This is a genomic window from Leifsonia sp. AK011 (assembly GCF_013410945.1).
Lineage (GTDB): Bacteria > Actinomycetota > Actinomycetes > Actinomycetales > Microbacteriaceae > Rhodoglobus.
The window spans coordinates 713,694-739,051 of sequence record NZ_JACCCH010000001.1; the positions used below are offsets into that span (position 1 = coordinate 713,694).

Here is a 25,358-nt window from a genome sequence, read left to right on the forward strand (position 1 = left end):
ATGAGTGCAGATATCAAGGAGTCCACTGAGACGGCTCACCGACGGCCGCCATCGCGGCGTCGACGTGCGGTGATAGCGGTCTCGGTCGTAGCGATCCTCGCCACTGGCGCGGTCGTCGCGGCGGCAGTCTTTCTGCGCGAGGGCCCGGCTGATGCCCCTCCACCCGCGGGCGCGGTGTCGACAGAGCCGGTCACCTCGGGCGACATGGTCGCTGAAACCAAGGTCGTGGGCGCCATTGCTTACGCCCGCTCCGAGGCGATCGCCTCCGGCGTCGCTGGCGTCGTCACCGAACTTCCCAGTGCTGGGACCGTGATCGACCCGGGCGGGGTGCTCTACCGAGTCAACACGCTCCCCGTTCTCCTCCTCTCGGGCACGACGCCGGCGTGGAGGGACTTCAGTTCCGACATGAGCGACGGGCCCGATGTGCTCCAGTTCGAGCAGAACCTCGCAGCCCTCGGCTTCCTCGAGGAAGAACCGGATGCCACGTTCGACTGGGACACGACGGTTGCCGTTCGCGCGTGGCAGGTGTCGCTGGGGCTCGAGCCGACCGGTTCGGTCGAGCGCGCGATGCTGCTGTTCTGGAACGGAAGCCTCCGTGTCGACGCCCCCGCCGCGCGACTCGGGCAGGACGTGGGCCCGGGCTCGGAGCTGTACACGGCGACGAGCGTGGAGAAGGTCGTGGACCTGGCGGTGTCATCATCCGATCGGTCCCTTGCTGTCGCTGGCAGCGGGGTGACGATCACACTTCCCGACGGTTCGACCGTCGACGGCGCGATTCAGGATGTCGGTTCACCCCAGAGTCGCCCGAAGGCAGACGGCTCTGGTTCATCCGTGGTGATCCCGGTGCGCATCACCGTCGCGGACCAGGACGCCGTCGCCGACCTCGCACTGGCGAGCGTGACGGTGAGCTTTGCGAGCACTCTCCGCAGCGACGTTCTCACCGTGCCCGTCGATGCGCTCGTGCCCCTGGATGACACGCACTTCGCCGTGGAGATCCCGCCTTCCGGCGACTCGGCGGATCGAGAGTTGGTGCCGGTATCGGTGGGCGCCGTCGCCTCCGGGCGAGCGGAAATCAGTGGCGACCGCATCGTTGCTGGCCTCCTCGTTGTGGTGCCTGCCCGATGAGCGCGCTGCTCGATCTCGCCGGGGTCGTGCGGGTGTACGGAACGCCTCCCGTCACCGCACTCGCGGGCATCGACCTCGTTGTCGAGAGGGGAGAGTTCGTCGCCGTCGTGGGCGCGAGCGGCTCCGGCAAGTCGACACTGCTCAACATCATCGGCACCCTCGACCGGCCGACATCGGGTCGAGTCTCGATCGCGGGGGTCGACACTCGGAACCTCGATGATGCCGCCCTGTCCGCACTCCGCGCGCGGAGGCTCGGATTCGTCTTCCAACAGTTCCACCTTCGCGAGGGCGCCACCGCGCGCGACAACGTCGCCGACGGACTCCTCTACACGGGCGTGCCGAGGCGAGAGCGCCAAGCCCGAGCCCAGCACGCCCTGGAGCGCGTGGGCCTCGGGCATCGTGTCACGCACCGTCCGCACCAGCTCTCGGGTGGGGAGCGGCAGCGCGTGGCCATCGCCAGGGCTGTCGTCGGTGATCCGCCGCTCCTCCTGGCCGATGAACCGACGGGCAACCTGGACTCGCGCTCGGGCGAGGGGGTCGTCGAACTCCTGCACGAGCTGAACGCCGCGGGCACCACCATCATCGTCATCACGCACGACACCGATCTCGCGGCCCGGCTACCTCGCCGGGTCACCATCAGCGACGGCATGGTCGTCTCCGACTCCTCATCGAAGGTGCGCGCATGAAGCGCACAACGCCCGACCGAGTGGACAAGTCACGACTCCGGTTCGTGGATCTCCTCGCTCTCGGATCAGCGGGAGTCGTCGCGAAACCCGCGCGAGCGGTCTTGTCAGCGCTGGGGATCGCGATCGGGGTCGCGGCGATGGTCGCGGTGCTCGGTATCTCGTCCTCGAGCCAGGCCAAGCTGGACGAGCGCCTGTCCGAGCTCGGCACGAACCTCTTCAGCGCTACGTCCGCGCCTCCGGTCTCCGGCGACGCGATCCCCCTTCCCGCCAATGCATCCGCGCGAGCTGATCGCCTCTCGGGCATCGAGGGATCCGCTGCGGTGGGGGATGTCTCGGGCGTTGGCGTCTATCGCAACGAGCTGGTCGATCCGGGCCGCACCGGCGGGCTCACCGTCACGGCGGCGGACCTCACCCTCCTGGACGTCGTCGGGGGCACGGTCCGTTCGGGAAGCTGGCTGAACGCGGCCACGGCCACCCTTCCCTCGGCCGTGCTCGGCGCGGCGGCGGCGGAGCGCCTCGGTGTCACCGAGGCGGGAACTCTCGTCTGGATCGGCGACCAGAACGTGCTCGTCACGGGGATTCTCGACCCGATCCCGCTCGCGCCGGAACTCGATTTCGCCGCCTTCATCGGCATGCCAGCGGCAGAGCACGATTACTCCTTCAACGGAAGCCCAACCCGCCTCTACCTCCGCGTCGACGAAACGAGAGTGCGCGAGGTGAGCTCGCTCATTGCGCCGGCAGTGCAGCCCGGGGCGGCGGGCTCGGTCGCGGTCACCCGACCCTCGGATGCGCTCGCGGCAGTCGATGCCGTGGATGACACATTCACGGGGATGCTCGTGGGCCTCGGTTCCATCTCGCTCCTCGTCGGCGCCATCGGAGTGGCGAACACCATGATCATCTCGGTGATCGAGCGGCGTCGGGAGATCGGGCTCCGCCGTGCGCTGGGTGCCACCCGTCGTCACATCAGGCTCCAGTTCGTCATTGAGGCTCTCGTGCTCTCCGGCCTCGGCGGAGTCGCTGGAGCTCTGATCGGTTCCCTGGCGACCGCGGTCGTGGCGGCCATCAGCGACTGGCCGGTGGTCGTTCCGCTGCCCGTGCTGGGCGCTGGGGTGGCATCCACACTCGTGGTGGGCGCCCTTGCAGGCCTCTACCCCGCAATGCGAGCCGCTGCGACCTCCCCGAACACGGCCCTCAGCAGCTGACGCCTCCGCCGAGTGTTCCGAAAGTCCCGCAATAGGGCCAGCCAAAGCGGCACTATCGGAACACTGGGCGGAGAAGCAACGCCGCAGGGGAGCCTGCGCCCGTTTCCAGCGCCCGCTAGATGCTGAGAGGCTCTATCCCATGGGTGACATCGATTGGGCGTCAGGAGAATGGACGACGCCGCCGGTTCATTTCGAGACCAAGGATGACGGGCTGTATGTCACCGCTCGTAAGGGCAGTGACGCGTGGCGAATCACCTCGTACGGGTTCATCCACGACTCCGAGCACGCACTTCTCGCACCCTTCGAGCAGGCCAGCGCAGTCGAGGTGTCGTTCCGCCTGAACTTCGCGGCCCAGTTCGATCAGGCCGGCGTCTTCATCCGGCACGACGAAACATCGTGGATCAAGGCTGGGATCGAATGGAGCGACGGACAGGAGAGTGTGGGCGCTGTCGTCACGCGAGGCGAATCGGACTGGTCGCTTTCTCCCACGCCGGGGTGGGACGGACGGTTGGTCACCATGCGCGCCAGCCGATCAGGGAACGCCCTCACGATTCGCGCGAGGGTGGATGACGAACCGTGGGTCCTCGTGCGAGTCGCGCCACTCGATCCGGATGCTGTCGTCTCCGCGGGACCGTTCTGCTGCGCCCCGACGCGCGACGGCCTGACGGTGCATTTCACGTCATGGCGCACTACAGCTCCGGATGCGAGCCTGCATCCGGAGAGTTGATGCGTCGTTCGCTCTACCGACGCACCGGGAGAGGTCTACGCGAGGGACTCGTCGAACGGGTACGAGCCGGCGGTCATGACAGTCGGCGAGTTCCAAGAGATGGTTCGCCGTGACTGTGCTCGATTTGCTGAATGACGAGGTGCTTGCCGCGGCGCGAGTTCGCGAGTGTTCCGAAATGGTCGCTAAAACAGCCACAATGACAGCCATATCGGAACACTGGGCGGAGGAGTCAAACAAATGGTGGCTCCGACGGGCGTCGATCCCGTGACCTCACGATTTTCAGTCGTGCGCTCTACCAACTGAGCTACAGAGCCGTACAAGTACGGCGCCTGGCGAGAGATGCCGAACCTTGCGACCCTGACCGGACTTGAACCGGCGACCTCCGCCGTGACAGGGCGGCGCGCTAACCAACTGCGCTACAGGGCCTAGCTATTTTCGTTCTGTGTTTTGTGACCCCAACGGGATTCGAACCCGTGTTAACGCCGTGAAAGGGCGCCGTCCTAGGCCACTAAACGATGGGGCCTCGAAGTTCAGAACTTCTTAGCTACCGAGGGTCAAGCATAAGGGGGTGGGCATGAAATGCCAAACCGCACCGAGATCGCGAGGCGAGAACTGGGAATCGCGCGAAAAAGGTCAAATGTCCCCGGCATCCGCGAAGCCCGCAGGTAGCTTCAAGTAGTCATCGAACCCTGCCGACGAGGGTGACTGACGCGATACGGGGATTTCATGAACAGTACTCGCGCCCAGACGCGCACAGCGGGAGCGACGCGCGCCCGATTGAGGCTGTTCGCGTTCCTCGCTGTGACGGCCCTGCTCGCGACATCCGACCTCGCTACCAGGCCAGCATCCAGCGCTTTCGCCGTCGATTACCCGACCTGGGACGACGTCGCCGCCGCCCGCAACAACGAGGCCGCAGCCGCCAACCAGATCGCCGCGATCGAGGCACTTATCGGCCAGCTGACGACGGAGTCCGAGCGAGCCCAGGCGGATGCCACGGCCAAGGGCGCACGATGGGGTGAGCTCGACTCCCGCTACCAGGCCGCCGCGGGCAAGGCCCAGACCCTCCTCGACCAGGCCGAGGCCGCCAAGGTCGCTGCTGCCGACTCCGGCCAGCGCGCCGGACAGATGGCGGCCCAGCTCGCCCGCGCCGGCGGCTCCGACATCACCGCCACCCTCCTCGCGGGCAACGAGGACCCCGACTCCCTCCTCTACGGGCTCGGGATGTCAGGCCGCATAGCCGAGCAGACGAACGCGCTCTACGAACGCGCGGTACTCGATCGCAACACGGCACGTGCCCTCACCGACCAGGCCGATGTCGCCCGTGACGAGCTCGAGCAGCTGAAGATCGCTGCGGAGGCGGCGTTCGTGGAGGCTCAGGCCGCCTCGGAGAAGGCGGCAGCGGCGGTCGTCGCGCAGCAGGAGAACCAGGCCCGCCTCGCGCAGCAGCTGGTTGTGCTCAAGGAGCGCCGCGCTGCGACCGAGGCCGACTACCAGAAGGGCGTCGAGGAGCGCGCGAAGGCGGGCATCGGGCTGCCTGCGGGTGCGATCAGCGCCGCGGGTTGGGCCAAGCCGGTCGCCGGGCGCGTGACATCCTCGTTCGGTCCCCGCGTTCCCCCGACGGGTGGTGCGTCGAGCTACCACCAGGGCACCGACTTCGGCGCCGGTTGTGGGTCGCCCATCTACGCTGCCGCGGCGGGCACGGTCGTCTACGCCGGCTGGAACGGCGGCTACGGCAACTTCGTGCTCATCGACCACGGTGGCGGAGTCGCCACGGCGTACGCGCACATCGTGGGTGGAGGCACGTTCGTCGGGTACGGTCAACAGGTGGCTCCCGGTACCCACATCGCCAACGTCGGCACCACGGGTACCTCCACGGGCTGCCACCTGCATCTCGAGGTCCGCATTGGCGGCACCGCGCGGGATGCGGTTCCATTCTTTGCCGAACGCGGCATCACTCTCGGCTAGCAGGGAACCATGACCAGATCCTCCAGAATAACCAGGTTCGCCGCGGTCGCTGCAGTGCTCGCGACCGTTGTGGCAGGTGGCATCCTGGGCGTTGCTTCGCCCGCCGCCTTCGCCAAGGACTACCCGAGCTGGGACGACGTCGCCTCCGCCCGCAACAACGAGGCGGCGACCCAGGCGCGCATTGCCGAGATCCAGGCACTGCTCGGTGGGCTCAAGGCGGAGGCCGAACGCACCGCCGCCGACGCCAAGGCCAAGGGTGAGGTGTGGGCGGCCGCCGACCAGAAGTTCCAGGAGCAGGCGTACAAGACCGCCAACCTGCAGAAGCAGGCGGATGCCGCGAACCTCACCGCCACGCAGTCCGAGCAGCAGGCCGGCCAGTGGGCCGCCCAGCTCATGCGCGGCGGCGGGCAGGACCTCACGGCCAACCTCCTCGTGTCGGGCGACGCCGACAACCTCCTCTACGGCCTCGGCATGTCGAGCAAGATCTCCGACCAGGCCTACGCGATCTATGAGCGCGCGCTGCTCGACCGCAACACCGCGCAGTCGCTGAGCGACTCTGCCGAGGTCGCGCGAGTCGAGCTTGAGGCTCTCAAACTCAAGGCGGAGAAGCTCTTCGTCGAGGCGCAGACCGCGTCCAACGCTGCGGCGGCGGCACTCGCCGAGCAGCAGAACAACGAGGCGACACTCCAGCAGCAGCTCGTTGTGCTCACGGAACGCCGGGCCGCGACCGAGGCCGACTACCAGGCAGGCGTTCGCGAGCGCTTCGGTAGCGGTGCCAACCTCGACGTCGGCGAGATCAGCGACACCGGGTGGGTCAAGCCGGTATCCGGCCCGATCACGGACAACTTCGGCCCGCGCATCGCCCCGACCGCGGGTGCGTCGACGTACCACCAGGGAACGGACATCGGCGCGAGCTGCGGCCAGAAGATCTACGCCGCCACAGGCGGCACCGTGGCCTACGCCGGGTGGAACGGCAGCTACGGCAACTTCGTGCTCATCGACCACGGCGGAGGGGTCGCCACCGCGTACGGTCACATCGTCGACGGCGGCATCCTGGTCGGTATCGGGCAGCACGTCGACATCGGCCAGAACATCGCCCTCGTGGGCACGACGGGCGCGTCGACGGGGTGCCACCTCCACCTCGAGGTGCGTATCAACGGCGCGGCGATCGACGCGGTGCCGTTCTTCTCCGGCCAGGGCATCTCGCTCGGCTGACCCCGCCCCGGAGGCCTCACCGACGACGCTCTTAGTCGCTCAGGATGTTCTCCCCTGTGCAATTCTCCCGCGTGTTGCTACTGTTGCCTCTGTTATCAGTGTTAACAACGTGACTCGGGGGAGCACATGTCCAGGCCGCATCATCGTCACCTCAGAGCGCTCGGCGCTGCCGTCGCGCTCGGACTTGTGCTGAGCGTCGGTGTCGCCGCGGCCGCAGGAGCCGACGACTACCCGTCCTGGGATGACGTGCTCGCCGCCCGTTCGGACGAGGCGGCCACCAACAGTGCCATCAGCGAGATCGAGGGAATCCTCTCCGACCTCGAGACCGAATCGGCGGAACTCGGTCGCCAGGCCCAGCTCAAGGCCGAGGAACTCAACTCCGCGAAGGTGGCGCTCGAGAACGCGACCGCCAGGGCCACGAGCCTCGCGGATGCCGCGGCCGCTGCCGAGAAGCGCGCCCTGGTCTCCAGCCAGCAGGCCGGCCAACTCATCGCCCAGCTCGCACGCACGGGGAGCGGCAATCTGAGCGTGGCCCTCATGGCGAGCCCCGACGCGGAGGACCTGCTCGGCTCGCTCGGCACGGCAGGCAAGGTGGCCGAGCGTGCCACAACGCTCTACGAGCAGGCGACGCAGGACCGCAATCGCGCTGAAGCGATGACCGCTCAGGCGAAGGTCGCGGAGACGGAGCGCAAGACGTTGTCCGCTGCGGCGGAGACCGCCCTCGCCAGCGCCCAGGAGGCAGCGGATGCGGTGCAGGCACGCATCGCGGAGAAGCAGGCGGCATCCGACCAGCTCTATGAGCAGCTCGCGACACTCAAGGGCACCACCAAGGATGTCGAGAACCGCTACATGGCGGGGCTGACCCAAGAGCAGGAGCAGGCCGCCCAGCCGCCCGCTCCGCCCGTCACGGGCCCGGCACCCAACCCGACGCCTCCGGCACCCGACGCGTCAGCAGCCTCCGGAGCGATTGCCTTCGCCTACGCGCAGCTCGGCAAGCCCTACGTCTTCGGCGGCTCCGGCCCCTGGGGTTGGGACTGCTCCGGCCTGACCAAGGCGGCGTACGAGTCGGTGGGCGTCTACATCGGCGCGCACCTCGTCTCGAGCCAGTACTACACGATGGCAGGCGCTGGCCGGCTCGTCCCGCTGGGCGCGATGGCCCCCGGTGACCTCATCTACTACGCCGACGGCGGGTACCCGGGCAGTTTCTACCACGTGACCATGTACGTGGGGGACGGCATGATGATCGAGGCCCCGCGCGAGGGTGTGCCCGTGCGTGTCACCCCGGTGAGGTACTACGACGCGCTGCCGTACGCGGGTCGCCCGACCGGGTAAGAACGACGGCTCGCTGTAACCGACGTCCGGGACGGACGCCGGCGCTGGCGACGCGGCGAAGGCCAGAAATGGCCTTCGCTCCTAGCGTCAGCGCGCCTACGCAGGTCGTCCGACTGGCTAGCCAGCCGCCTTCTTCACCAGGGCGCGGAGCTTCTTCTCCGCGGCATCCGTCATCTCGAGAATCGCGTACGAGCTCGGCCACATCTCGCCGTCATCGAGTGCGGCATTCTCGTCGAAGCCGATCGAGCCGTAACGCGTGTTGAACTTCGACGCCGGCTGGTAGAACACGATGTTCTTGCCGTCCTTGGCGTAGGTCGGGAATCCGTACCAGGTCTTGGGGTCGAGGTGCGGTGCCACCTCGGAGACGATCAGGTGCAGGCGCTCAGCGATGATCCGGTCCGTGCCCGTCAGCTTCTCGATCTCGGCCAGGCACGCCTCGAACTCCTTCGCCTTCTTGGCGGAGCCCTTGACGCCCTTCATCTCCTTGAGCTCGGCGGCGCGCTGCTTCATCGCCTCGCGCTCGGCGTCGCTGAAGCCGGTCTTGGTGTCGCCCATGGTCAGTCCCTTCGGTGATTCGTTGACTTCACACTAGGGATGCCGCGAGCATGCCGCTTCTCGAATACTGCTGCGTCGAGCACTAGCCCTTGTAAGCGGCGAGCCCTGCCTGCACGACCGCGTCGGCCTCGGCCGCACCCTGCCAGCCGTCGACCTTGACCCACTTGCCGGGCTCGAGGTCCTTGTAGTGGGTGAAGAAGTGCTCGATCTCCTTCTTCGTGAACTCCGGAATGTCGTCGAGGTCCTGGATATGCGACCAGCGCGGGTCCTTCGCCTGCACGCAGATCACCTTGGCGTCGCTGCCACCGTCGTCCGTCATGTTGAAGACCGCGACGGGACGCACCGAGATTCCAACGCCCGGGAAGGTGGGGGCGTCGAGCAGGATGAGCGCGTCGACCGGGTCACCGTCGAGGCCGAGCGTGTGCTCGAAGAAGCCGTAATCGGTCGGGTACTGGAACGTCGTGAAGAGGTAGCGGTCGAGGAACACGCGACCGGTCTCGTGGTCCACCTCGTACTTGTTGCGGCTGCCCCGGGGAATCTCAACGATGACGTCGTAGGCGGTCATGGTGGGGTCTCCTTGAGGTGAGGGGCGGGATGCTGCAATAACGTTAGCGGATGCCCCAGCGCCCCCGCCTCACGCCCGCGATCGCCGACATCCGGCGTGCAGTGCGCGAGTTGCTGCCGGAATCTCCTCTCCGCGACATCCCAAATGCAGGCGATGCACGGCCCGACGTGCACGCACGCCCCGAGCTGGACAATCCGGCCTCTGGATCTCCTGCATTTGTGCACGGGGGGCTCGTGTTGGTTGCGCTCTCCGGGGGCCCCGACTCCCTCGCGCTCGCCGCGGCCGTCGCCTTCGAGGCGCCCCGCGCGGGCCTGAGCGCCGGTGCTGTGATCGTCGACCACGGCCTCCAACCCGAGTCGGCGGATGCCGCGGCGCAGGCAGCACGCCAGGCCACCGATCTCGGTCTCGACCCCGTCCTGGTGCTACCCGTCACGGTGGGCACCGTGGGTGGCCCGGAGGCCGCTGCCCGCACAGCCCGCTACACCGCCCTCGAGCAGGCCGCGCGCGAGACCGGCGCGTCCGCCGTCTTGCTCGGCCACACCCTCGACGACCAGGCCGAGACGGTCCTGCTCGGACTCGCACGGGGGAGTGGGGCGGCAAGCCTTCGTGGCATGGACGCGGTGACCGGGCTGTACCGCAGACCGCTGCTGGGCATCCGTCGCTCGACAACGGTGCAGGCGTGCGCGGATGCCGGACTCGAGCCGTGGCACGACCCCCACAACGACGACCCCGCGTACACCCGGGTGCGTGTGCGCCAGGCGGTGCTGCCGCTTCTTGAGCGTGAGCTCGGCCCTGGCATCCCGGAGGCGCTCGCCCGCACCGCGGAGCAGCTGCGCGAGGACTCCGATGCGCTCGACCACTTCGCCGAGGAGATCGCGGAGGACCTCGCCGAGCATTCCGAGGCCGGAATCGCCCTGCCCGTGAAGGCGCTCGCCGCCAACCCCGCCGCCCTGCGCCAGCGCCTCATCCGACTGGCCGTCGCGAGCGAGTTCCACGTATCGCTCAGCCGCGCCCAGACCCTCGAGGTAGCGCGCCTCGTGACCGAGTGGCACGGTCAGTCTGGCGTCGACCTGCCCGGGGTTAGGGTGGAGCGGCGGGACGGTTACCTGCACTTCACCGCGAGCTAAGGAACGCTGATGGAATTCTCCGACGTCGAGAACGACCTCGCCGAGATCCTCCTCACCGAAGAGGAGATCCACGCCAAGATCGAGGAGCTCGCCCGAGCCATCGAGGCCGACCACCAGGGCGAGAAGATCCTGCTCGTGGGTGTTCTGCGTGGTGCCGTCATGGTGATGGCGGACCTCGCGCGTGCCCTCAAAGTCGACATCGAGATGGACTGGATGGCCGTCTCGTCGTACGGCGCCGGCACCCAGTCGAGCGGTGTCGTGCGCATCCTCAAGGACCTCGACTCCGACCTCACGGGTCGTCGGGTGCTCATCGTCGAGGACATCATCGACTCCGGTCTCACCCTCTCGTGGCTGCGCGCCAACCTCGAGAGCCGTGGTGCGAAGACCGTCGAGATCTGTGCCCTTCTCCGCAAGCCCGACGCGTTGAAGGTCGAGGTGGATGTCACGTACATCGGTTTCGACATTCCCAACAAGTTCGTCGTGGGCTACGGCCTCGACTACGCGGAGCAGTACCGCAACCTGCGCGGTGTAGCGGTGCTCGCGCCGCACGTCTACGAGTAGAGGTCCCTCGGCCGCTGCCGTGTCTCGGGGCTGCGGGGCGGGCCTGCGCCAGCAGGTCTCTGCCCGTAGACGCCCACCACGCCGGAGACCTGCTGGCGCAGGCCCGCCCCTCCGCACTTGCGCGGTCGTGGCTCGCACGAACGTTGCGGAGGAGGACGCGCCGCCCAGCGCCGCTCCGGAGCAACGACTGCCGCGTGTCATCCTCCGCAACGTCGTGCGGTGGTGGGTTTCGATAACGCCGGGCTTCGCCGCGGCTACTCAACCAACGGACCGACCAACCAACGGACCAACCAGCGCCTACCCATCCTCTCCAAAGGCCTGGGACGGGATGCACCCCCTGCCGTGCCACGGGCGGTACCTCCCTGCCGCGACATGTACGGAGGGTGGGCCCTGTCTTGAGAGGTCTCCGGTGTGGTGGGCGTCTACGGGCAGAGACCTCTCAAGACAGGGCCCACCCGGAGCCCCGCAACACCGAAGCGTCAAGCGCTGTGTTCTCCGCTTCGCTTGACGCTACGCGTCAAGCGAACGTGCAGCCCGCGCACAGTAGTCGCCCGGTAGCCTTGCTGGAAGTTTCTCAAGCAGGAAGGTGCCGCGCCTCGTGGGGGCGGAATGACATGGACTTCAAGCGCATTTTCCGCGGGCCGATCGTCTACATCGTGCTCGCTATCGCCGTGGTGTGGATCGGTTCGACCCTCCTGACGGCGACCGGCTTCCGCGAGATCACCACGCAGGAGGGCCTCGAGCTTCTCGACGGCAACACGGTGACCTCGGCGAAGATCGTCGACGGCGAGCAGCGTGTCGATCTGGAGCTGTCGAAGCCTGACGGCGACAACGGCACGAAGGTGCAGTTCTACTACGTGGCTCCTCGCGGTACCGAGGTGATCGAGGCGGTGAACGCCGCCAACCTGGACAGCTTCGACGACGAGGTTCCGCAGACGAACTTCTTCATGAGTCTGCTCGGCATCCTGCTGCCGTTCCTCATCATCGGTGTCATCTTCTACTTCCTCCTCACGCGTATGCAGGGTGGCGGCAGTCGGGTGATGCAGTTCGGCAAGTCGAAGGCGAAGCTTGTCGGCAAGGAGGCACCGAAGGTGACCTTCGCGGATGTCGCCGGTTCCGATGAGGCGATCGAGGAGCTCGAGGAGATCAAGGACTTCCTGAAGGACCCCGCACGCTTCCTCGCGGTGGGTGCTCGCATCCCGAAGGGTGTGCTGCTCTACGGCCCTCCCGGTACCGGTAAAACGCTTCTCGCCCGGGCGACCGCTGGCGAGGCTGGCGTGCCGTTCTACACGATCTCCGGTTCGGACTTCGTGGAGATGTTCGTGGGTGTCGGTGCGAGCCGCGTGCGCGACCTGTTCGACCAGGCGAAGCAGAACTCGCCGGCGATCATTTTCATCGACGAGATCGACGCCGTCGGACGTCACCGTGGTGCCGGTATCGGTGGCGGCAACGACGAGCGCGAGCAGACGCTCAACCAGCTCCTGGTCGAGATGGACGGCTTCGACGTGAAGACGAACGTCATCCTGATCGCCGCGACGAACCGTCCGGATGTTCTGGACCCGGCGCTCCTGCGCCCTGGTCGTTTCGACCGCCAGATCGGTGTGGACGCCCCCGACCTGCAGGGCCGCAAGCAGATCCTCGAGGTGCACGCCAAGGGCAAGCCCATGGCGGACGGTGTCAACCTCGAGGTCGTCGCGCGCAAGACTCCCGGGTTCACGGGTGCGGATCTCGCGAACGTGCTCAACGAGGCGGCACTGCTGACGGCGCGCTCCAACGCGCAGCTCATCGACAACCGCGCCCTCGACGAGGCCATCGACCGTGTCATGGCCGGTCCCCAGCGTCGCACGCGCCTGATGAACGACAAGGAGAAGCTCATAACGGCGTACCACGAGGGTGGTCACGCCCTGGCCGCGGCATCCATGCGCAACACGGACCCGGTCACCAAGGTGACGATCCTGCCGCGCGGTCGCGCCCTCGGCTACACGATGGTGCTGCCCCTCGAGGACAAGTACTCGGTCACCCGCAACGAGCTGCTCGACCAGCTGGCGTACGCCATGGGCGGCCGCGTCGCGGAGGAGATCGTGTTCCACGACCCGACCACGGGCGCGTCGAACGACATCGAGAAGGCGACATCCATCGCCCGTCGCATGGTCACCGAGTACGGCATGAGCACCAAGGTCGGCTCGGTCAAGCTCGGCTCGACCTCGGGTGAGCCGTTCCTCGGTCGCGACATGGGTGCGACGCGCGACTACTCCGACCAGATCGCGGAGACGATCGACGAGGAGGTGCGCGCGCTCATCGAGCAGGCGCATGACGAGGCGTGGCAGGTGCTCAACACCAACCGCGACATCCTCGACCGTCTCGCGTCGGAGCTCCTCGAGAAGGAGACTCTCGACCACGAGCAGCTTGCGGCGATCTTCGAGGACGTCGAGAAGCTCCCGGAGCGCCCGACGTGGCTCTCGAGCGACACGCGCCCGCTGTCGGATCGTCCGCCGGTGGCCATCCCGTCGAAGCTGCCGGTCGACGGCAGCCTCTCGGAGGGTGGCATCGAGTCGGACTCTCCTGAGGAGAAGCCGAAGCGCGCACCGTCGCCCCGTAAGTCGCCCGGCATCGCCACGGCCTGACGCCCGCACTGATGGCCTTCGATTCACTGGGTATCGAGACGGCCGTAGCCGGAATCCTCTCCGCGATCGGTGAGGACACCGGCAGGCCGGGTCTCGCGGACACGCCGAAGCGCGTGGCGCAGGCCTACGCCGAGTTCTTCTCCGGCGTCGGCGTCGACCCCCGGATGCATCTTGCCGAGGCTGTCGACGTCGAGCCCGGGCAGCGCGGCGAGCTGGTACTTCTCCGTGGGCTGGACTTCCGTTCCGTCTGCGAGCACCACCTGTTGCCGTTCCTCGGCACGGCGCACGTTGCCTACGTCCCGGGCGATCGCATCGTCGGTCTGGGCAGTCTCGCGCGCGTCGTCGAGACGCTCGCGTCTCGCCCGCAACTGCAGGAGCGCCTCACGGAGGAGATCGCGGATGCCATCTCCGACGGCCTTGGTGCTGCGGGTGTGCTCGTGGTGCTCGACGCGGTGCATGGTTGCGTCACCACGCGCGGACCCCGCCAGGTGAACAGCTCGACCGTGACGATGGCCTCCCGCGGAACCCTCGCAGACCCGGCGCAGCGCGCCGAGGTCACAACCCTGATCGGGGCTGCATGACGTTCATCCTGGGAATCCTCAACGTGACACCCGATTCGTTCAGCGATGGCGGGCGGTTCGATTCAGTCGCTGAGGCGGTGGCGGAGGGCATCCGCCTACGGGACCTCGGGGCCGACCTCGTGGACGTTGGTGGCGAGTCGACGCGTCCGGGCGCTGCTCGAGTGAGCGTCGAGGAGGAGCAGGCACGCGTCATCCCCGTGATCCGCGGGCTCGTCGCGGCCCGGGTGGAGGTGAGCGTCGACACCATGAACTCGAGCACCGCACTCGCAGCGGCGGATGCCGGGGCATCCATCATCAACGATGTCTCCGGTGGTCTCGCCGACCCCCGCATGCTGCAGGTCATCGCGAACACGCGCCTCACCTACATCGCCTCGCACTGGCGTGGCCCGAGCGACTCAGACGCGAAGTACGGCGACGTGGTCGAGGATGTGCGCAACGAGCTGCGGTACCGGCTGGCCGAGATGGCCGTGTACGGGATCGACCCCGGGCGCGTCATCCTCGATCCCGGGCTCGGTTTCGCGAAGGATGCGGAGCACAACTGGCAGCTGCTGTCGCGGCTCGAGGAGCTCGAGACGCTGGGGCAGCCTCTCCTCATCGGGGCATCGCGCAAGCGGTTCCTCTCGAAATGGGGCACGAGCCCCGAACAGCGGGATCCCGCGACCGCTGTCATCAGCGCGCTTGCCGCCCAGGCCGGAGCCTGGGGCGTGCGGGTGCACGACGTCGAATCGACCCGCCGCGCCCTCGAGGTGCAGGCGGCCTGGAAGAGCGGAATCGCACGATGAATCCTCTGGACGAGATCACCCTGACCGGCCTGCGGGCCAACGCTTTCCACGGCGTGCTCGAGCAGGAGCGCCGCACCGGCCAGGTCTTCATCATCGACGTGACCGTGTTTCTGCCGTTGGCGGATGCCGCCTCCGGTGACGACCTCGATCGCACCATCCACTACGGGGAGCTGGCCGAGCGCATCGTCGCCGCGGTGGAGAGCGACCCCGTCGACCTCATCGAGACGGTTGCCGAGCGTGTGGCGCAGATCGTGCTCGACTACGAGCTCGCCGTGTTCACCAAGGTCACTGTGCACAAGCCGAGTGCGCCCATCGCGGTGCCGTTCGACGACGTGTCGGTCACCATCAATCGCGGTCGCGCGCCGAGTGCGGGGCCGGTCGGGTTCAGCGCGTGACGCCCCGCGTCGTCATCGCCTTCGGCAGCAATCTCGGTGATCGGGCCGAGACGATCGTGGCTGCCGCGCGCGAGATCGCGGACCTGCCGGGCATCGAGCTGACCGCTCTCTCGTCCCTGCATGAGACGCCGGCCCTCAAGCCTCACGGCGTGGATTTCGCCGCGCCCGCATATCTGAACGCGATCGCGATCGTCGAGACCGACCTCGACCCTCACGAACTGCTCGCGCGACTCCGCGAGATCGAGCAGCAGCACGGTCGCGTGCGCGAGGAGCGTTGGGGTGACCGCACCCTCGACCTCGACATCATCGATGCGGACGGCATGGCCGTGACGACGGATGACCTCACCCTGCCGCATCCCCGGGCCCACGAACGGGCCTTCGTGCTCGAACCCTGGCTCGAGGTCGACCCGGAGGCGGTGCTCTCGGGCCGACGCGTGAGCGACCTCCTTGCGGAGGCACCTCGATGACCAGGACCAAGCCGCTCCATCTCGTTCTGCTCGCCCTCTTCGGCGGCACGATCGCGTGGTTCGTCGAGACGCTCCTCGCGTCGACGGGTCGCGCCGTGGTCATCCCGCCGGTGACGCTGAGCTTCGCGCTCGCCCTCATCGGCGCGATCGTGGTCGTGATGGCTCTGCCGGTGCGACGGGTCGCGCGGCGGGTCGAGGGCGCCCGCGTCGACCCCTTCTACGCGACGCGCGTGGTCATGCTCGCGAAGGCGTCGAGTCTCAGCGGCGCGCTCCTCGGCGGCGGAAGCCTCGGCATCACCGCCTACCTCCTGAGTCGCTCCGTGGTGCCCGGGGTAGGCTCGGTGGGGCTGGCGATCGCGGCCGCGGTCGGTGCCATCGTGCTGCTGGCCTGCGGTCTCGTGGCCGAGCAGATGTGCGCGATTCCGCCCGATGACGACGACTCCAACGAGGGTCGTCCCAACCCCGGAGGCCTCTCGTGACTCTCGAACTGCCCGACACGCAGTGGCGGCGGGTATCGCCGAAGTACATCGTGGTCGACCTCGTCGGCACCCTCGTCATGGGGATCATCGTCGTGGGTGGAGCGTCGATCGCCCCGGCAGTGAGTGGCAACGTGTGGCTGTGGTTCATCCCCGGGTCCCTCGCCGTCGTGTTTCTCGTGACCCTCGCGATCACCCCGCGGCGTGTTCGTGCGATCGGGTACCAGCTGCGGGAGGATGACCTGCTGTTTCGCCGGGGCATCCTGTTCCAGCGTTTCGTGTCGGTGCCCTACGGGCGGATGCAGCTGGTCGACGTCAATCGTGGGCCGCTCGCCCGCGCGGTCGGTCTCAGCGAACTCAAGTTCGTGACCGCGGCGGCCGCGACGGGTGTGACGGTGCCGGGGCTACCCGAGGCGGAGGCTGAGGAGCTGCGCGACCGCCTCGTCGGACTCGCCGAGAGCCGTCGGGCCGGGCTATGACGGACCTTCCCCCGCCCGAATCGCCAGCGCCGGCACCGCCGCCCACGGGCGTCACGGAACCCGGGAAGGATCGCCTCGCCGACGGCGAGTGGCACCGCCTCCACCCCGCGACCCCTCTGCTGCGCGGCGGCATCGCCTTCGTCGCGATCCTCGGTGTGATCGTGGTCAACCTGCGCGACATCGTGATCGACATCGTCTTCGGCGGGCCCGACTTCGAGGAGGACTACAACCCGGTCACGTTCATCCTCGAGCACGACTTCCTCGGCTGGGTGATCCTCGCGATCATCGGGGGATTGCTCCTCACGATCGCGGGGTTCTGGTTGTCGTGGCGGATGCATACCTTCCGAATCACCGATCAGCTCGTGGAGGTGCGCAGCGGCATCCTGTTCCGCACGCACCGCCGCGGGCGGCTCGACCGCATCCAGGGCATCAACATCGTGCACCCGTTCCTCGCCCGGCTGGTCGGGGCGGCGAAGCTCGAGGTCTCGGTCGCGGGGGAGGACGCCAACATCCCGCTCGCCTACCTGGGTTCCTCGGCTGCCGACGAACTGCGCCGCGAGATCCTGCTGCTGGCGTCGGGAACTCGACAGACGGATGCCACGGCGCCAGCAGCCGCGAGCTCCGGCTCCCTCGTCAGTGACCGCGTCAACGACCTGCTCGCACCCGAACTCGACCCGACGCTCGCGCCCCCGGAGTCGGTCGTGAAGATCCACCCGGGTCGCCTCGTGGGGTCGCTCCTGCTTAGTGTGAGCACGATCGTGGCGATCGCTGTCGTCGCCGTGCTCATCACGTTCGGGGTCCGGCTCGGAAGCGGCGTCGTCGTGCTGGGTCTCATCCCCGCCGTGATTGGCTATGCGAGCTTCTACTTCTCGCGCATCACGCGGTCGCTGCGCTACAGCATCGCGTCCACTCCCGACGGCGTCCGAGTCGGATTCGGACTGCTGTCGACGAGCAACGACACCCTGCCGCCCGGGCGCATCCACGCGGTGATGGTCAGCCAGCCGCTGCTGTGGCGTCTCACCGGATGGTGGGAGATCAAGATCAACCGGGCATCCACCTCCTCTGCGCAGGGCGCCGCGGGCCAGGCGAACACCACGATCCTCCCGGTCGGCACGATGGCCGATGTGCGCAAGGTGCTCGAACTCGTGCTGCCCGGCATGCTCGACGACCTCGATCTCGTGGAGCGCTCGATCGTGTCGCGCGGCGACGACGACTTCACCACATCGCCGCGGCGGGCGGCGATCGTGCGCTGGTTCTCGTGGCGGCGCAACGGCTTCACGCAGACGTCGAACGCGGTGCTCCTGCGACGGGGAGCGATCTGGCGTGACCTTGTAGTCGTGCCCAAGGCGCGGATGCAGAGCATCGCGCTCACGCGCGGGCCCCTCGGTCGTCGCCTGCGTGTCGCGCGAGTGCGGGTTCACACCGTGGCTGGCCCCATCTCCGCCTCCGTGGGCGCGATCGATCAGAACGACGCCGTCGAGTTCTTCGAGTCGCTCGCGCGAGAGGCCGTGGCCGCTGGCCAGGCCGACCGCAGCCACCGGTGGCGCGAGGAGGGCACGCCGTGACCGCGGCCGGCCGGCTCGGGGTCGGCATCATCGGTGCAGGCCGCGTAGGGCCCGTGCTCGGGGCTGGTCTCTCGGCGGCCGGGCATGCCATCACGGGCATCGCGACCCTCACCGAGTCCAACCGCGAGCGCGCGCAGGCGATGCTTCCGGATGCCCCGATCCTTGAGATCCCTCAGCTCATCGAGCGCAGCGAACTTGTGCTCCTCGCCATCCCCGAGTCGCAGATCGAGGCGCTCGTCGCCGGTCTCGCCGCGACCGGTACGTGGCAGCCGGGCCAGCTCCTGATGCACACCGCGGCCGGTCTCGGCTACGGGGTGCTCCAGCCGGCGACCCTGCAGGGCGTGATTCCGCTCGCCGTGCATCCGGCGATGTCCTTCACGGGGACGAGCATGGACCTCGTGCGACTGCGGGAGAGCTTCTGTGCGGTGACCGCCCCGACCCCGGTTCTGCCCATCGCCCAGGCACTCGTCGTCGAGCTCGGCGCGGAACCCTTCGTGGTGGCCGAGGCCGATCGTGCCGCGTACGCGGAGGCGATTTCCACAGCCACGAGCTTCTCCTCGGAGATCGTCCGCCAGTCGATCGACCTTCTCGCCGGCATCGGTCTCGAGGCCCCCGGTGCCGTCATTGCGCCGCTCGTGCGTTCGGCCGTCGAGAACGCGCTGCACTCGCCCCCGACGGCGGCGCAGTTCCCACCGGACCCCGACTTCCCTTGAGTGCCCCTACGATCGACAGGTGACTGCTCCACTTCCTCGTGTCATCACCACCGTTGCTGAGATGCGCGAAGCGATCGCGGCCGAGCGCGCCGCCGGTCGCACGGTGGCCCTGACCCCCACGCTCGGCGCCCTCCATGACGGGCACATCTCCCACGTCATTCGAGCGGCAGAACTCGCGGATGTCAGGGTCGTCTCGATCTTCGTCAATCCGACGCAGTTCACCCAGGCCGAAGACCTCGAGAAGTACCCCCGCACCCTGGACGCGGATGTCGCGCGCCTCGCCGAGCACGGCGTCGACCTGGTGTTCGCGCCCAGTGTCGACGAGATGTACCCGACGGGCCCTACCGGTGTCACCGTTCATGCGGGAGAGGTGGGCAACACGTTTGAGGGCAAGTCGCGCGTCGGCCACTTCGACGGCGTGCTGACCGTGGTCGCCAAGCTGCTCGGCATCGTCACGCCCGACATCGTGACCTTCGGCCAGAAGGATGCCCAGCAGCTCTTCCTCGTGAAGCGCATGGTCACCGACCTCAACTTTGCGACCCGCGTCGAGACCATCGAGACCGTGCGCGAGCCGGACGGACTTGCCATGTCCAGCCGCAACCGGTTCCTCGCACCGGGGGAGCGGCGGGCGGCGCTCGCGCTCTCGGCTGCGCTGGAGGCCGCGGCATCCGCGAGCGATCGTGGGATCGACTCCGCGCTCGCCGCAGCACAGGGTGCCCTCGCCGGGACACCCCTCGTCGAGCTCGACTACTTCGCGGTCGTGCATCCCGATACGTTCCGCCCCGTCGACGACGACTACCGCGGTCGTGCGATCGCGATCGTGGCCGCCCGCGTCGGCACCACCCGTCTCATCGACAACGAGTCGCTGCGCATCGGCTGAGGCCCAGCCCCGGCACCTCGTCCGCATCCTCTCTACCGGACACGATCCTTTACCCGACACATCCCAAATGCAGGAGATAAGCCGCTGAGCGGCGCTATCGCCTGCCAGTCGGCACCTCATAGCCGCGACTTCCTGCATTTGGGACCGCGAGAGCGAGGGTAGGAGCCCGCTCCGGCTGAGGCGCTGTGCCAGCAGTGCTGAACGGTACCATTGACCCTCGTGACTGACGAGACGACGCCTGAGCCCGAGCTGACCGAAGAAGAGGTCTCGCAGCAGAAGGCGGTCCGCCTCGAGAAGCGCGAGCGTCTCATCGACTCCGGCGCTGGCGCGTACCCTGTCGGTGTCGACATCACCACGACCATCCCCGAAATTCGTGCCAAGTACCCGAGCCTCGAGCCGGACACCCAGACCGGGGATGTCGTGGGCCTCGCCGGTCGCGTCGTGCACCTGCGCAACACGGGCAAGCTGTGCTTCGCCGCACTCCAGTCCGGCGATGGTGAGCGCATCCAGGCCATGATCTCCCTCGCGGAGGTCGGCGAGGAGTCACTCGAACGCTGGAAGGACCTTGTCGACCTCGGTGATCACGTCTTCGTGCACGGCCAGGTCATCTCCAGCCGTCGCGGGGAGCTCTCGATCCTCGCGAAGGACTGGGCGATCGCCTCGAAGGCCATCCGCCCCCTGCCGAACCTCCACACCGAGCTCAGCGATGAGGCGCGGATGCGCAGCCGCTACCTCGACCTCATCGTGCGCGAGCAGGCGCGATCCACAGTGCGTGCGCGCGCCGCCGTCAACGCGTCGCTGCGCTCGACCTTCGGCACGCACGACTACCTCGAGGTCGAGACCCCGATGCTGCAGGTCATCCACGGTGGTGCCTCGGCTCGCCCGTTCGTCACCCACAGCAATGCCTTCGACACCGAGCTCTACCTGCGTATCGCTCCCGAGCTGTTCCTCAAGCGCGCGGTCGTCGGCGGCATCGAGCGCGTCTTCGAGATCAACCGCAACTTCCGCAACGAGGGTGCCGACTCCACGCACAGCCCCGAGTTCGCGATGCTCGAGGCCTACCAGGCCTACGGCGACTACAACCAGATGGCCGACCTCACGCAGGAGCTCGTTCAGGATGCCGCGCGCGCAGTGACCGGCGGGCTTGTGGTCACTCTTGCCGATGGCACCGAGTACGACCTGGGCGGGGAGTGGGACCGCATCTCGATGTACGACTCGCTGAACGCGGCATCCGGCCTGTCCGTCACCCCGCAGACGCCCGCCGACGAGCTGCTCGCTCATGCCGAGTCGCTCGGTATCGAGGTGCAGCACCCCACCCACGGCAAGCTCGTCGAGGAGCTGTGGGAGCACTACGTGAAGCCGGGCCTCACGAAGCCGACGTTCGTCATGGACTTTCCCGTCGACACCTCTCCGCTCGTGCGCGATCATCGGTCGATCGAGGGGCTCGTCGAGAAGTGGGACCTCTACGTGCGCGGCTTCGAGCTCGCCACGGGATACTCGGAGCTTGTCGATCCGGTCATCCAGCGCGAGCGTTTCGTCGAGCAGGCGCTGCAGGCGAGCCGGGGGGATGCCGAGGCCATGCGTCTCGACGAGGAGTTTTTGCGCGCACTCGAGCACGGTATGCCGCCGTCGGGTGGAATGGGCATGGGTATCGACCGCCTCATCATGGCGATCACCGGCCTCGGTATTCGCGAGACGATCCTGTTCCCGCTCGTCAAGTGACACAGATTAGGTAGGTAGGCTGCGCCCATGAGTGACCTGAAGCTGCCCGGCGAGGACGACAAGAAGAAGGGCGAGATCTCCACCGGCCGGATCGTGATCTGGTTGGTGGTCGCGGGTGTCGGCCTGTATCTGGTGATCTCGGGCGTCGTCGGCATCATCGCTAAGGGTTAAGAGTGGATCGGCGCACTTCGCGACTTGTCACCTCGGTCGCACTCGTCGGCATCATCGTGCTCGTGGCGATCGTCTGGTTCATCACCAGGTAGTCGGCTGTACTCTGGTGGCATGCCCCAGGAGTATTGGCTCAACGCCCTGTTTTCGGTCACACCGACCATCCTGCTCGGGCTCGTCTTCTGGTTCGTGATGCGTTCGATCATCCGGGCCGACCGCACGGAGCGCAGCGCGCGAGCCAAGATCGAGATCGAGGAGCGCGCGAAGCTGGGCCTCCCCCCGAAGGACTAGCGGGCGCGTCAACCGCGCGGCTTGAGCCGGATGGGCGGCAGCTGCGGGGCGGGCAATGGGTTGCCGTCGTAGCCGTTCAGGATGCCGAACCGGCCCGGGTGCACCGACAGCCCCGCCTGCCACTCGTCGCGGAATCGCTGGATCTCGTCGTGGTCGCGACCGATGAAGTTCCACCACATCACGATCTGCTCGCCGAGCGGGGTGCCTCCGATGAGCAGGAGCCGGGCATCCGTCTGCGCCACGAACGTGATCGAGTCCGTGCCCGACGGCAGGTAGCCGAGGTGCGAGACGGGAACGGATGCGCCGTCCACCGTGACATCCCCGGCGTCCACGAGAACGCCGTGTTCATGGCCGCGCTCCACCGGTACGGTCACGGTCGCGCCGGCCGGAATGTCGAGCTGTGCGCCCACGAGCTCGGTGAACACCCGGGCCGGCGAGCTCACCCCCGCGAGTGACCCGATGAAGACGCGCGCGGTCGCCTCCCCAAGAGCGAAGGGTTCTGGCGCGACGTTCTCGAAGAAGGGCTCGCGGTGGCGGGCGCTGTCGGGGAGGGCGATCCAGAGCTGGGCGCCGTGGAGCACCACGGGGTCCGGGCTGGGCACCGAGACCTCCGAGTGCGCGATGCCGCGCCCGGCGGTCATGAGGTTGAGTTCGCCCGGGTTGATGATCGCGTGACTGCCCACGGTGTCGCGGTGCTCGATGCGCCCGGAGAAGAGCCAGCTCACCGTCTGCAGGCCGGTGTGCGGATGCGGCGGAACATCCATCTCGACGGCTTCCGGCCCGTAGTGGTCGACGAAGCACCACGCGCCGATGAGACTCCGGGCGCGCTGCGGCAGTGTGCGCCGAACGCCCATCGCACGCGGTCCGCCGAGCGGCACATCGCGCGGCTCGAGAATCTCGACGGTGCGACCGGTGGGGTCCGGTGTCTCGTCGCTGGCGTCCTCCCGAACGAGTAGCTCCAGCGGATCCTTCTCGAGGTTGCTCACGCCACTAACCTAAGGCCACGAGCTCGGTCATCAGGCGGTCGGCGTCGGCGCGCGAGAACGGCAGGGGTGGCCGGATCTTGAGGGTGTCGTTGGCCGGCCCGGATGTCGCGACCAGCACCCCGCGCTCGCGCAGCGCGTTGACCGTGGCGAGGGCGCGCTGCTCCGACTCGAGGCGTGCTCCGAGGAACAGTCCGACACCGCGCACCTCCTCGAACAGCCCGGTGCTCGTGAGTCCTGTGAGCAGGTACGCGCCCACGTCGCGGGCGTTGTCGATGAGCTTCTCGTCGCGCAGCACGTCGAGGGTCGCCTGCGCCGCCGCGATCGACACGGAGCTGCCCCCGAACGTGTTGAAGTACCTCGACCGTTCGTTGAACGCATCGACCAACTCGTGCCGAGCCATCATGGCGGCGATGGGATGCCCGTTGCCCATCGGTTTGCCGACCGTTACGATGTCGGGGGCGAGACGGTACCGATCAAAGCCCCACATCCCGCGTCCCAATCGCCCGAAGCCGGGCTGCACCTCGTCGGCGATGAACAGCCCGCCGGCCTCGTGCACGGCGGTCACGGCATCCGCGAAGCCCTCCACCTCGGGCCAGGCGCCATCGGAGGCGAAGATCGTGTCGACGATGAGGGCGGCTGGGCGGATGCCCGCTGCCTGCAGCTCCGCAATGGCGCCGCGCACCGACACACCGAGGTCGCCCTCCACGGGGACGGTGCGCACCCACGGAGCGAGTGACTCGGGGCCGCCCAGCGAGGGCGAGATCGCCGCGATTTCGGTGGTCACCCCGTGGTAGGCGTTCTCCGTGACGATGATGCCTGTGCCACCGGTCGCGATCTTGGCAACCTTCAGGGCGAGGTCGTTCGCCTCAGAGCCGGTGCACGTGAACATGACGTTGTCGATGTGGGGCGGCAGCGTGCTGAGGAGATCCTCGGCGTACGCGACGGTCGGTTCGGCGAGGTAGCGCGTGTGCGTGGTGAGGGTCGCGGCCTGTCGGGCGATCGCGTCGGCAACTCGGGGGTGCGAGTGCCCCACGGAGGGGACGTTGTTGTACGCATCGAGGTACTCCCGACCGTCGGCATCCCACACGCGAGTGCCTGCACCTCGCACGAGCTGCAGCGGATGCCCGTAGAACAGGCGATACGCGGACCCCATCGCGCGGGCGCGGCGCTCCACCAGGTCACGCGTAGCCGCGTCGAGTTCGGGTGTGCGAGCGGGGTCGAAGTACGCGGTGGGGCCAGCCATGCGCTAAGCCTAGGGACGCGCGCGGTCGGGGAGCAGCGACATCACTGCTCGAAGAGCTCGTTCAACAACCGCCGCTGCACGAGCCGCGCCGACACGAGGTGCGGAAGCAGCGCGCGTTCCTCCGGCAGCAGGGGCACAACCGACTCGAAACCGTCAACGAAGGGCAGCGCGGCCTCCGAGGGGCTCGACCCCATCGGCAGGTACGCGAGCGCGACCCCGAGGTCGTTCACGCGCCCGCTGTGCACAACATCGCCGAAATCCAGGATGCCCGTGACGTAACCGTCATCGCTGGTGTCCACGAGGAGATTGCCGGGGTGGAAGTCGTTGTGGATCACCTGCTGTGGCATCCGCTCGAGCGCGGGCAGCACGTCGATCTCGAAGCGGTCGATGATCTCGAGCATGGCGGGCGCGTCGACGGCGAGTTCGCGGAGTGCGGGCAGTCGCTGCAGGTCCCACGCGAGCTCCCGCCCGGATGCCGCGTGCCCGAACCCGCGCAGGGCGAGGTTCAACCGCCCGAGCATCCGCCCGGTCGCCCTCAGTTGCGCGTGCGTCGGCTCCGTACCGCGCGCGAGCGTGCCATCCATCCACGCGAAGACGCGTGCCGCGCGGCCGTCGACCGCGACCCACGCGGACCCGCCGCGTGAGGGCACGACCCGCTGGAGTGGGAGCCCTGGGTCCGCGGCCGCCGCGTGAGCGAGTGCGGCGAGCTGCAGGTCGATCAGGGCGTGATCGTCGCCAGGGTGCGCGACCTTGAGCACGTACGGGAGGCCGTCCGAGTCGAATCGGAACGTGTCATCCCGCTCCGTGTCGAGTCGCTCGAGCGTGTGGGGCGTGAGACCCCACTCGGCCTCGAGGAGGTCCACCGCCGCGTCCTCGGGCATGCGGTCGAACGGCTCCACGAGCTCCGTGAGCAGGCGGTGCACGTC

General features: G+C 68.0%; 27 protein-coding genes and 3 tRNA genes. 22 read left to right on the plus strand and 8 right to left on the minus strand.

The window, feature by feature from the left end; translation table 11 throughout:
- The 4 genes from HDC94_RS03510 to HDC94_RS03525 all read left to right on the plus strand — a co-directional run bounded on the left by HDC94_RS03510 (window position 1) and on the right by HDC94_RS03525 (window position 3,740).
- Complete coding sequence (locus tag HDC94_RS03510) at window positions 1-1,125, plus strand: peptidoglycan-binding protein (RefSeq protein ID WP_179494896.1); 1,125 nt, start codon at window positions 1-3, stop codon at window positions 1,123-1,125.
- Window positions 1,122-1,811, plus strand: a complete 690-nt coding sequence (locus HDC94_RS03515) for an ABC transporter ATP-binding protein (RefSeq protein WP_179494898.1) — start codon at window positions 1,122-1,124, stop codon at window positions 1,809-1,811. Before HDC94_RS03510 ends, HDC94_RS03515 begins: the two co-directional genes overlap by 4 nt.
- Window positions 1,808-3,013: an ABC transporter permease gene (locus tag HDC94_RS03520; protein ID WP_179494900.1), complete on the plus strand. Its 1,206-nt coding sequence runs from the start codon at window positions 1,808-1,810 to the stop codon at window positions 3,011-3,013. The genes HDC94_RS03515 and HDC94_RS03520 overlap by 4 nt, the downstream gene beginning before the upstream one ends.
- A gap of 139 nt (window positions 3,014-3,152) precedes the next feature.
- On the plus strand, window positions 3,153-3,740 hold the full coding sequence (locus HDC94_RS03525) for a DUF1349 domain-containing protein (RefSeq protein ID WP_179494902.1): 588 nt from the start codon (window positions 3,153-3,155) through the stop codon (window positions 3,738-3,740).
- 238 nt (window positions 3,741-3,978) lie between these two features.
- On the opposite strand, the gene HDC94_RS03530 is transcribed toward HDC94_RS03525, so the two are convergent.
- The 3 genes from HDC94_RS03530 to HDC94_RS03540 form a co-directional block, all read right to left on the minus strand.
- Window positions 3,979-4,054, minus strand: a tRNA-Phe gene (locus tag HDC94_RS03530).
- Between the two features lie 38 nt (window positions 4,055-4,092).
- Window positions 4,093-4,166 (minus strand) — tRNA-Asp (locus HDC94_RS03535).
- Window positions 4,167-4,190: 24 nt separating this feature from the next.
- Window positions 4,191-4,263: transfer RNA gene (locus HDC94_RS03540), tRNA-Glu, on the minus strand.
- A gap of 203 nt (window positions 4,264-4,466) precedes the next feature.
- Between HDC94_RS03540 and HDC94_RS03545 the strand changes: the two genes are divergently transcribed.
- From HDC94_RS03545 to HDC94_RS03555, 3 genes are all read left to right on the plus strand, one after another.
- Window positions 4,467-5,705, plus strand: coding sequence for a M23 family metallopeptidase (locus HDC94_RS03545; RefSeq protein WP_179494904.1), 1,239 nt, complete (start codon window positions 4,467-4,469; stop codon window positions 5,703-5,705).
- 9 nt (window positions 5,706-5,714) lie between these two features.
- A complete protein-coding gene (locus tag HDC94_RS03550; protein ID WP_179494906.1) occupies window positions 5,715-6,920 on the plus strand; it encodes a M23 family metallopeptidase in 1,206 nt (401 codons plus the stop codon).
- A 126-nt stretch (window positions 6,921-7,046) separates the two neighbouring features.
- A complete protein-coding gene (locus HDC94_RS03555; RefSeq protein ID WP_179494908.1) occupies window positions 7,047-8,252 on the plus strand; it encodes a C40 family peptidase in 1,206 nt (401 codons plus the stop codon).
- 117 nt (window positions 8,253-8,369) lie between these two features.
- Here HDC94_RS03555 and HDC94_RS03560 read toward each other — a convergent pair whose 3' ends face one another.
- Together HDC94_RS03560 and HDC94_RS03565 are read right to left on the minus strand one after the other, a co-directional pair.
- A complete protein-coding gene (locus HDC94_RS03560; protein WP_179494910.1) occupies window positions 8,370-8,807 on the minus strand; it encodes a hypothetical protein in 438 nt (145 codons plus the stop codon).
- An 82-nt stretch (window positions 8,808-8,889) separates the two neighbouring features.
- Window positions 8,890-9,372 (minus strand): inorganic diphosphatase, encoded by a 483-nt coding sequence (locus tag HDC94_RS03565; protein ID WP_179494912.1) that lies wholly within the window; start codon window positions 9,370-9,372, stop codon window positions 8,890-8,892.
- Window positions 9,373-9,422: 50 nt separating this feature from the next.
- Here HDC94_RS03565 and tilS point away from each other — a divergent pair, with 50 nt between their 5' ends.
- From tilS to HDC94_RS03640, 15 genes are all read left to right on the plus strand, one after another.
- A complete protein-coding gene (gene tilS / locus HDC94_RS03570; RefSeq protein WP_179494914.1) occupies window positions 9,423-10,499 on the plus strand; it encodes a tRNA lysidine(34) synthetase TilS in 1,077 nt (358 codons plus the stop codon).
- 9 nt (window positions 10,500-10,508) lie between these two features.
- Window positions 10,509-11,060, plus strand: coding sequence for a hypoxanthine phosphoribosyltransferase (hpt, locus tag HDC94_RS03575; protein WP_179494916.1), 552 nt, complete (start codon window positions 10,509-10,511; stop codon window positions 11,058-11,060).
- A 614-nt stretch (window positions 11,061-11,674) separates the two neighbouring features.
- On the plus strand, window positions 11,675-13,684 hold the full coding sequence (gene ftsH, locus HDC94_RS03580; protein ID WP_179494918.1) for an ATP-dependent zinc metalloprotease FtsH: 2,010 nt from the start codon (window positions 11,675-11,677) through the stop codon (window positions 13,682-13,684).
- 11 nt (window positions 13,685-13,695) lie between these two features.
- The gene (gene folE / locus HDC94_RS03585) at window positions 13,696-14,265 is read left to right on the plus strand and encodes a GTP cyclohydrolase I (RefSeq protein ID WP_179494921.1); all 570 of its coding nucleotides are present in this window, start codon (window positions 13,696-13,698) and stop codon (window positions 14,263-14,265) included.
- Window positions 14,262-15,047 carry a dihydropteroate synthase gene (gene folP, locus HDC94_RS03590; protein WP_179494924.1) on the plus strand — a complete coding sequence of 262 codons (786 nt, stop codon included), beginning with the start codon at window positions 14,262-14,264 and terminating at the stop codon, window positions 15,045-15,047. The genes folE and folP overlap by 4 nt, the downstream gene beginning before the upstream one ends.
- Entirely contained in the window at window positions 15,044-15,442 is a 399-nt protein-coding gene (gene folB / locus HDC94_RS03595; protein ID WP_179494926.1) for a dihydroneopterin aldolase, read from the plus strand. The genes folP and folB overlap by 4 nt, the downstream gene beginning before the upstream one ends.
- Window positions 15,439-15,909 carry a 2-amino-4-hydroxy-6-hydroxymethyldihydropteridine diphosphokinase gene (gene folK / locus HDC94_RS03600; RefSeq protein ID WP_179494928.1) on the plus strand — a complete coding sequence of 157 codons (471 nt, stop codon included), beginning with the start codon at window positions 15,439-15,441 and terminating at the stop codon, window positions 15,907-15,909. The genes folB and folK overlap by 4 nt, the downstream gene beginning before the upstream one ends.
- Window positions 15,906-16,388, plus strand: a complete 483-nt coding sequence (locus tag HDC94_RS03605; protein ID WP_179494930.1) for a DUF3180 domain-containing protein — start codon at window positions 15,906-15,908, stop codon at window positions 16,386-16,388. The genes folK and HDC94_RS03605 overlap by 4 nt, the downstream gene beginning before the upstream one ends.
- Entirely contained in the window at window positions 16,385-16,864 is a 480-nt protein-coding gene (locus tag HDC94_RS03610) for a PH domain-containing protein (protein WP_308495618.1), read from the plus strand. The genes HDC94_RS03605 and HDC94_RS03610 overlap by 4 nt, the downstream gene beginning before the upstream one ends.
- Window positions 16,861-18,429: a PH domain-containing protein gene (locus tag HDC94_RS03615; protein WP_179494932.1), complete on the plus strand. Its 1,569-nt coding sequence runs from the start codon at window positions 16,861-16,863 to the stop codon at window positions 18,427-18,429. Before HDC94_RS03610 ends, HDC94_RS03615 begins: the two co-directional genes overlap by 4 nt.
- Window positions 18,426-19,142, plus strand: a complete 717-nt coding sequence (locus HDC94_RS03620) for a Rossmann-like and DUF2520 domain-containing protein (protein ID WP_179494934.1) — start codon at window positions 18,426-18,428, stop codon at window positions 19,140-19,142. The genes HDC94_RS03615 and HDC94_RS03620 overlap by 4 nt, the downstream gene beginning before the upstream one ends.
- Window positions 19,143-19,161: 19 nt before the next feature.
- Window positions 19,162-20,022: a pantoate--beta-alanine ligase gene (panC, locus tag HDC94_RS03625; protein WP_179494936.1), complete on the plus strand. Its 861-nt coding sequence runs from the start codon at window positions 19,162-19,164 to the stop codon at window positions 20,020-20,022.
- Between the two features lie 219 nt (window positions 20,023-20,241).
- Entirely contained in the window at window positions 20,242-21,744 is a 1,503-nt protein-coding gene (lysS, locus tag HDC94_RS03630; RefSeq protein ID WP_179494938.1) for a lysine--tRNA ligase, read from the plus strand.
- A gap of 27 nt (window positions 21,745-21,771) precedes the next feature.
- Window positions 21,772-21,915 (plus strand): hypothetical protein, encoded by a 144-nt coding sequence (locus tag HDC94_RS03635; protein ID WP_179494939.1) that lies wholly within the window; start codon window positions 21,772-21,774, stop codon window positions 21,913-21,915.
- A 111-nt stretch (window positions 21,916-22,026) separates the two neighbouring features.
- Window positions 22,027-22,203, plus strand: a complete 177-nt coding sequence (locus tag HDC94_RS03640; RefSeq protein WP_179494941.1) for a hypothetical protein — start codon at window positions 22,027-22,029, stop codon at window positions 22,201-22,203.
- Between the two features lie 8 nt (window positions 22,204-22,211).
- On the opposite strand, the gene HDC94_RS03645 is transcribed toward HDC94_RS03640, so the two are convergent.
- From HDC94_RS03645 to HDC94_RS03655, 3 genes are read right to left on the minus strand one after another with little or no spacing between them, the layout of a single operon-like run.
- Window positions 22,212-23,189, minus strand: a complete 978-nt coding sequence (locus HDC94_RS03645; protein WP_308495619.1) for a pirin family protein — start codon at window positions 23,187-23,189, stop codon at window positions 22,212-22,214.
- Between the two features lie 4 nt (window positions 23,190-23,193).
- Window positions 23,194-24,432 (minus strand): aspartate aminotransferase family protein, encoded by a 1,239-nt coding sequence (locus HDC94_RS03650; RefSeq protein WP_179494943.1) that lies wholly within the window; start codon window positions 24,430-24,432, stop codon window positions 23,194-23,196.
- 41 nt (window positions 24,433-24,473) lie between these two features.
- A complete protein-coding gene (locus tag HDC94_RS03655) occupies window positions 24,474-25,355 on the minus strand; it encodes a phosphotransferase (protein ID WP_179494945.1) in 882 nt (293 codons plus the stop codon).
- Between the last annotated feature and the right edge of the window lie 3 nt (window positions 25,356-25,358).